Genomic DNA, 6,000 nt, shown 5'->3' on the forward strand with positions numbered 1-6,000 from the left:
ATACATTTTCTAGAGCGGTGCGAAAGCATCGCTCTATTTTTACAATCTTTATTCTTGGGTTTGAGTTAAATTCAGATGCTATTAAAAAGCTGTAAGGCGACAATAATGAGCTTGTGATTATTCCTGGGGCAGTGCACGTTTTTTCAATAATTATATAAATCTTTCTCCATCGGTATCTCCTACCGGAAAGCTTTGAAAACTTCGCTTAAAGATGATATAATAAGCTATTATACTATGACTGGAGTACGCTATGCGCAGGAAAATATTATTTGGTGTTGATTATACAGACAGCGAGCTGATTAAGCTCTTGCTGTATCTGTTTGTCGGTGGCACGGCGGCCTTGGTGGAGTGGGCCTTGTTCTACATTTTCTTCCACTATCTTTTAACCGGGTTGAGCCTGACCTTGCTGACTATGCTGGCAACAGCCTTATCCTTTTGTCTGGCAACACTCTATCATTATTTCTTGGGCAATGTTCTGGTTTTTGACAGCGGCAGCCGTTACAAACGCGGCAAGGAGCTTAGCCTGGTGTTTTTGGTAAGCTGTATAGGCTTGGCATTTAACCTGCTGCTGATGTATATTTTTGTCAGCCTGCTTGACTGGCAGCCGATGCTGTCTAAGGTGCTGACAAGCTGTATTGTTGTTGTATGGAACTATCTCTCACGTAAAAAATGGATTTTTAGGAGTTAGATATGCCTGGAGAATATGTAGACGTAAAAAAATTTAAGAAGGTTGTGCTTTTGTATAACCGTAATTCCGGTAAGCAGCTTTTTGCCAGTATGATGGCTAAGGTAAATGAAACCTATAAGCTGGTGAAGGAATTAGTAGGACCTAAAAATGCAGAAATGCGAGATATCCGCTTCTTTGACCAGATACCGCAGATTGCTGCGGAAATAGTTGAGGAAAAGGTTGACTGGGTGATAATTGCCGGCGGTGACGGCACAATCAGAGCGATGATTGAACAGCTGGCTAATCGCAAGTATGTGCCTTACATCAGCGTTTTTCCTGCCGGTACGGTAAATCTGGTGGCTAAGGAGCTGCTGCTGAAGGCGGATCCGCATAAATGGTTTAAGCGAGTATCCAAAGGTATAGAGGTGCCTGTTTATCTGGGACGCGCCAACGGCAATGTTTTCCTGACGGTTGCCGGTATAGGCTTTGATTCCCTTGTAGTAGACAAGGTGACCGAAAAGGAGAAAAAGCTGCTCAACAAGCTCGCTTATGTTTGGCAGGGAACAGAGATTATGCGTAAGGAATTTCTGTTTAACAACTGGCGTTACCGCTTTCAGGTGCGTTTTGATGATGAAGAACAGTGGTATGATGCAACCTCTGTTATCGTAGGCAAGAGCCGTTATTATGCCGGACGTTACAACCTCTTTAACGGTGCATCACTGTCATCCCCCCTTTTACATGCGGCGCTGTTTACCGGGGATAAGCGCGGGGATTTTATCCGTTATGCAGCCTGCATTGCTATGGAGGCGCTGACGTTGGATAATGATATTATTATCCGTGCAGCGAAAAAAATGGAAATACGCTGCAATGAAGAGAATTTTGCAGCAGAGCTTGATGGAGATGCTGTAACAACTGCTCCGCTTTTAATCGAGATGGAGTCCGAGCCTATTAAGTTTTTGGCGTAAGCAAGGAAATGGTGTAAGGTGAATAGGATTAGTAGAAAAATGGGCTGGCTGATTTTTATTATTGCGGCCTGTATAGTAGAAGGATTTTTTGCCTGGCAGAGCTTCGGCGGGACGCACCCCTTTCCGCTGAACGAGTTTGGCTTTCAGATTTTTGATCATCTTCTGCGTGACTGTGTTTTGGCAGAGATAGTGTATGTGCTGTATTATCGGCGCAAGCGTGTGCCGGACAGATTGCAGCGCTATTTTCCTGTTATTGTCATCGGTATTCTGTATCTTTTCGAAGCCTTTTTCATGGTTAATCAGCTTAGCCTGGATAAAGGCCTGCAGACAAGCCTGTCCGTGCTTGCCGGTATTAACAATAACATTTTTGTAGTGCTGCTGATGGCGATGTGCTACCATAAATGGCCCAACATCGGGATGAAAATCCTTTATTTTGCTGTTTATGTATTTTCTGCCTTGGCGATAGTCTTTGACGGCTTCTATTTTTGGCAGACCTCCATGCACGTGGAGAGCGTTCTCTTCCAAAACCTGAATATCTATGCTGTTAAAGGTATTTTTGCGACGATGAGCAACACGATGATTGCCGGTATTGTTATCAGCATAGTGGTGATTTTACTGCTGTTTTATGTACCGAAGCCGCAAAAGCGTAAGCCTAACTTTGCCTGGTCGCTGCTGTGCGTGGCCATGTTCACCTTGGGCTTGAACCTTACCGACAGACTGCTTGGCTATGCCGGCATGTACGGCGTGGAAAATGTTATCGGTATGTACGCTGAGGTTGAGAACGAAAAGACGCGTATGAACTATCGCAATATGCTTTCCGTACCGGTTAACGTGAACTTCGTCAGCAAGGCAATTTTTGATACGGATAAAATTGCCGGCGGCAAGCATGTGGAGCAGCGCGAGCTGACTGCCAAGGATAAAACACGTCTGACGGAAATGGGCATTGATGAGCCTAAAGCAAAGATTGCCAAAATCAAACCGCAGTATGACAGAGTTGTTCTGCTGATTCTGGAATCCATGCACCGTGATTACATCAACTACTATAACCATGATATTCCCGAAGAAGCTACTCCGTTCTTGAATAGTCTTGTTATCCGTTATCCGCATATGAACAGGTATTATTCCTCTGCTGTGCCGACAACGCAGGGCCTGAATGCTACCTTCCGTTCGCATTTGATTATGGATAAGGGTCTTCCCGGCAAAAATACGCCCTCACTGTTCCGCAGTGTACAGGCGCAGGGAATGCGCGGCATTTTCATGAATGCCTCCAGCCAGTATTATGCCAACGAGCTGCGCGAATATCCTACGCAGTTCGGCATGAACGAATACTATGCCAAGGAATACCTGGAAAAGCAGGGCTATACAGGTGCCAGCGGATGGGGCTTCCATAATGACGTAATGTATGAGGAAACACTGAAGCTGCTGGAAAAAGCCAAAGCGAAGAATGACCGTCTGGTGATGGTTACCAAAACGCTGGATATGCATCAGCCTTATCCTTATACAGGCTTCAGCTGGAACGAAATGCCGGATAAGGTACGCAGCAACACATTTATTACGGTACGAGGCGTATATTGGGTTGATAAAACCTTGGAGCATTTCTTTAAGGAAGCACAGAAGCGTGGCCTGATGGATGACAGAACGCTGTTCATCATTACGAGTGACCATAATCCGCACAGCGGCGGCGAGTACACAAAGCTCGTTACCAAGGCTGATGATAAGCAGAGTATTGCACCGATTCCGCTGATTTTTGTGTCGAAGAATCTGGCACCGCTCAATAATCTGCGCACCAATGAATATGCTTCGCAGATTGATCTGGCACCGACGCTTTTATATCTGCTGGGCATTGATGTGCCGGAAAAATTCATGGGCCGCAATCTTCTGCAGCCTACGGATATTCCCTATGCCTTAGGCTACTTTGGCGGTAAAGCGTTCTACTGGTCGGATGAGCGTCATTTTGTCGACCAGATGGATAAGCCTGTACCGGACACAGAATATGAGGATGCTTTAACAAACTATATTATTCATTATTATGGCTTGTGGCACCAATAAAAATTATTAAAAAATGCCGTTTCACAGAAATGTGGGACGGTATTTATACTTTTGCTATATAAACTTAGCTACAGAAAGCAAGTATATTGTATACACATGCTGTTACACTTTTCAAAAGCAGTTCTATCACATATAATATTAATGCAAAAAAATAATTTTATGGAGGAAATGAAGATGTTTCTGATAATTGGTGCACTCGTTGTTATCGGTGTAATTTATCTTTTATTGAAACGACATGAATCCAGAATGGTATTGATTGCCGCTGGTATTCTGATGTGCTGCATTGCCGGCAAGCCGATGGCTTCTCTTGATGCTTTTGCCAAGAGCATGACTAATGCCGGTCTGATTACTTCTGTTTGTTCCTGCATGGGCTTTGCCTGGTGCATGAAGTACACCGGCTGCGACAAGCATTTGGTTGTCGCTATCGGTAAGGTTTTGAAAAAAATGGGCTTTTTGCTCATTCCCGGCGCTACGCTGGCAACCTTTGTTGTTAATATTGCTATCCCCAGTGCTGCAGGCTGCAGTGCTGCGGTAGGCGTAATTTTTATTCCGATTATGATGTCTGCGGGCATTCATCCGGCAATGGCTGCTGCTGCCGTTAAATCCGGTACTTATGGCAGTATGCTGAACCCCGGTCTGGTACATAACGCCGTTATCGCTAAGCTGGCAGGCGTGCAGGTTACTGATGTAATTGCTAATCATATGATGGCAACCGTAGTCGGCGTAATCATTGCTGCTGCTGTATTGACCGTTCTCGCAGTTGTGTTGAAAGAAAACAGAGGCTTTGTGCCGGAAGGTGAAGCCGGTGTTGACGAAAACTTCGGCATCAATCCGCTTTTTGCTATCATGCCGCTGGTTCCGGTTATCATTCTGCTGCTTGGCAGCACTAAACTGGTGCCTGCACTGAAAATGGGCGTACCCCACGCTATGGTTATCGGTGCAATCCTGTCCTTGGCGGTAACCCGTAAAAATCCTGTTGAGCTGACTAAGAGCTTCTTTGACGGCATGGGCGATGCTTATGCTAATATCATCGGTATTATTATTTCCGTAGGCGTTTTCGTAGCAGGCCTGAATGCTTTGGGACTGATTAAGGCGCTGATTAACTGGATGCTGAATTCTACCGGTATTGTTAAAATTGCTGCTACCTTCGGTCCGTTTGTGCTGGCACTTATTTCCGGTTCCGGTGACGCTGCAACCGTTGCGTTTAACGAAGCAGTTACTCCGCATGCGGCACAGTTTGGTCTGGAAACCATGAACATGGGTTCCATTGCAGCTTTGGGCGGTACTCTCGGCCGTACTATTTCCCCGATTGCCGGTGCTACTATTATCTGCGCAGGCATCGCCGGTGTAGACCCGATGGATGTTTGCAAGCGTAATGCGTTAGGTATTACCCTGGCGCTGGTTGTAGGCATGATTCTGCTGCTGTTCTAATCTAAAAACGTTGCGGGTAAATATTAAAGACCTGCGGCTTGATGAGAGTCAAGCTGCAGGTCTTTTTTTACGTACAGCTAGGGTTTATTGCTGTTTTACATACGGAAATTGCATAACCAGTCGGTCCTGCAGCACATGGGTGAGGCTTTCGATATTAGCACTCAGCTTTTCTATTCTGCCTTCCATACGGACCAGAAGATACGAGCTGACGAGCATGGGAAAACCATAATCCGCTGCTGCGGAAAGCAGTCTTTCAAATTCCATGAGAATCACTCCTTAGGGGGGACAACCTTCAGTCAGTTCTTGTCGCATACACAACCCTCAGTCATCGCCTTTGGCGATGCCAGCTCCCTTTCAGGGAGCATATAAAGGTTAGTGGTGATTTTAATGGTTGTGTTTCGCAAGTAGTTTATATCTCCCCTGAAAGGGGAGGTGGCTGCGAGCTTTGCGAGCAGACGGAAGGGTTGTCTTAGTTCAAAACTTCGACGTTACGGTTGACCACACGGGCTTCAACTGCCTGCACCAGGTCGCCGCCGAGGGTTTTGAAGACGTTGGCTGCGATGATTTTTTGCATTGCTTCGTCAGTTTGAGCTTTAGTCAGACCATCTTTCGGGTTGGCGATGGTGATGAGTTTGGTGCTGCCAGCAGCGTTTTTAAATACTAATTGCAGGGATTTTTCCATGATTTTTGTCTCCTTTACTTGGTGAAAATTTTTGGTTTGGAAATTTGGGTTATTGGCCTTAGTCGCCCTAGCTACTCCCTTTAGTCGCTGGTGCGACAGTCGCCTAAGCTACCCCCTTCCGCCTCACTTCGTTCGGCACCTTCCCCGAGGGGCAGGCAAGATGTAGCATTACGCTAACTTTCTTGGTTCCCCCTTGGGGGAACTGT

6 protein-coding genes are annotated in these 6,000 nt (G+C 45.9%); 4 read left to right on the forward strand and 2 right to left on the reverse strand.

The window, feature by feature from the left end; genetic code table 11:
- Positions 1-250 precede the first annotated feature (250 nt).
- The 4 genes from Q0G26_RS06670 (at position 251) to dcuC (ending at position 5,112) form a co-directional block, all read left to right on the forward strand.
- Positions 251-688 carry a GtrA family protein gene (locus Q0G26_RS06670; protein WP_009146463.1) on the forward strand — a complete coding sequence of 146 codons (438 nt, stop codon included), beginning with the start codon at positions 251-253 and terminating at the stop codon, positions 686-688.
- A gap of 2 nt (positions 689-690) precedes the next feature.
- On the forward strand, positions 691-1,632 hold the full coding sequence (locus Q0G26_RS06675) for a diacylglycerol kinase family protein (protein WP_293829268.1): 942 nt from the start codon (positions 691-693) through the stop codon (positions 1,630-1,632).
- Positions 1,633-1,671: 39 nt separating this feature from the next.
- Positions 1,672-3,681, forward strand: coding sequence for a sulfatase-like hydrolase/transferase (locus Q0G26_RS06680; RefSeq protein ID WP_293829269.1), 2,010 nt, complete (start codon positions 1,672-1,674; stop codon positions 3,679-3,681).
- A 174-nt stretch (positions 3,682-3,855) separates the two neighbouring features.
- Positions 3,856-5,112: a C4-dicarboxylate transporter DcuC gene (dcuC, locus tag Q0G26_RS06685; RefSeq protein WP_293829270.1), complete on the forward strand. Its 1,257-nt coding sequence runs from the start codon at positions 3,856-3,858 to the stop codon at positions 5,110-5,112.
- A gap of 84 nt (positions 5,113-5,196) precedes the next feature.
- Here dcuC and Q0G26_RS06690 read toward each other — a convergent pair whose 3' ends face one another.
- Both Q0G26_RS06690 and Q0G26_RS06695 read right to left on the reverse strand, forming a co-directional pair.
- On the reverse strand, positions 5,197-5,376 hold the full coding sequence (locus Q0G26_RS06690) for a YvrJ family protein (protein ID WP_293829271.1): 180 nt from the start codon (positions 5,374-5,376) through the stop codon (positions 5,197-5,199).
- Positions 5,377-5,581: 205 nt separating this feature from the next.
- On the reverse strand, positions 5,582-5,794 hold the full coding sequence (locus Q0G26_RS06695) for a DUF2922 domain-containing protein (RefSeq protein ID WP_293829272.1): 213 nt from the start codon (positions 5,792-5,794) through the stop codon (positions 5,582-5,584).
- Positions 5,795-6,000: the final 206 nt, after the last annotated feature.

The organism is uncultured Phascolarctobacterium sp., assembly GCF_934190775.1.
Taxonomy (GTDB): domain Bacteria; phylum Bacillota; class Negativicutes; order Acidaminococcales; family Acidaminococcaceae; genus Phascolarctobacterium_A.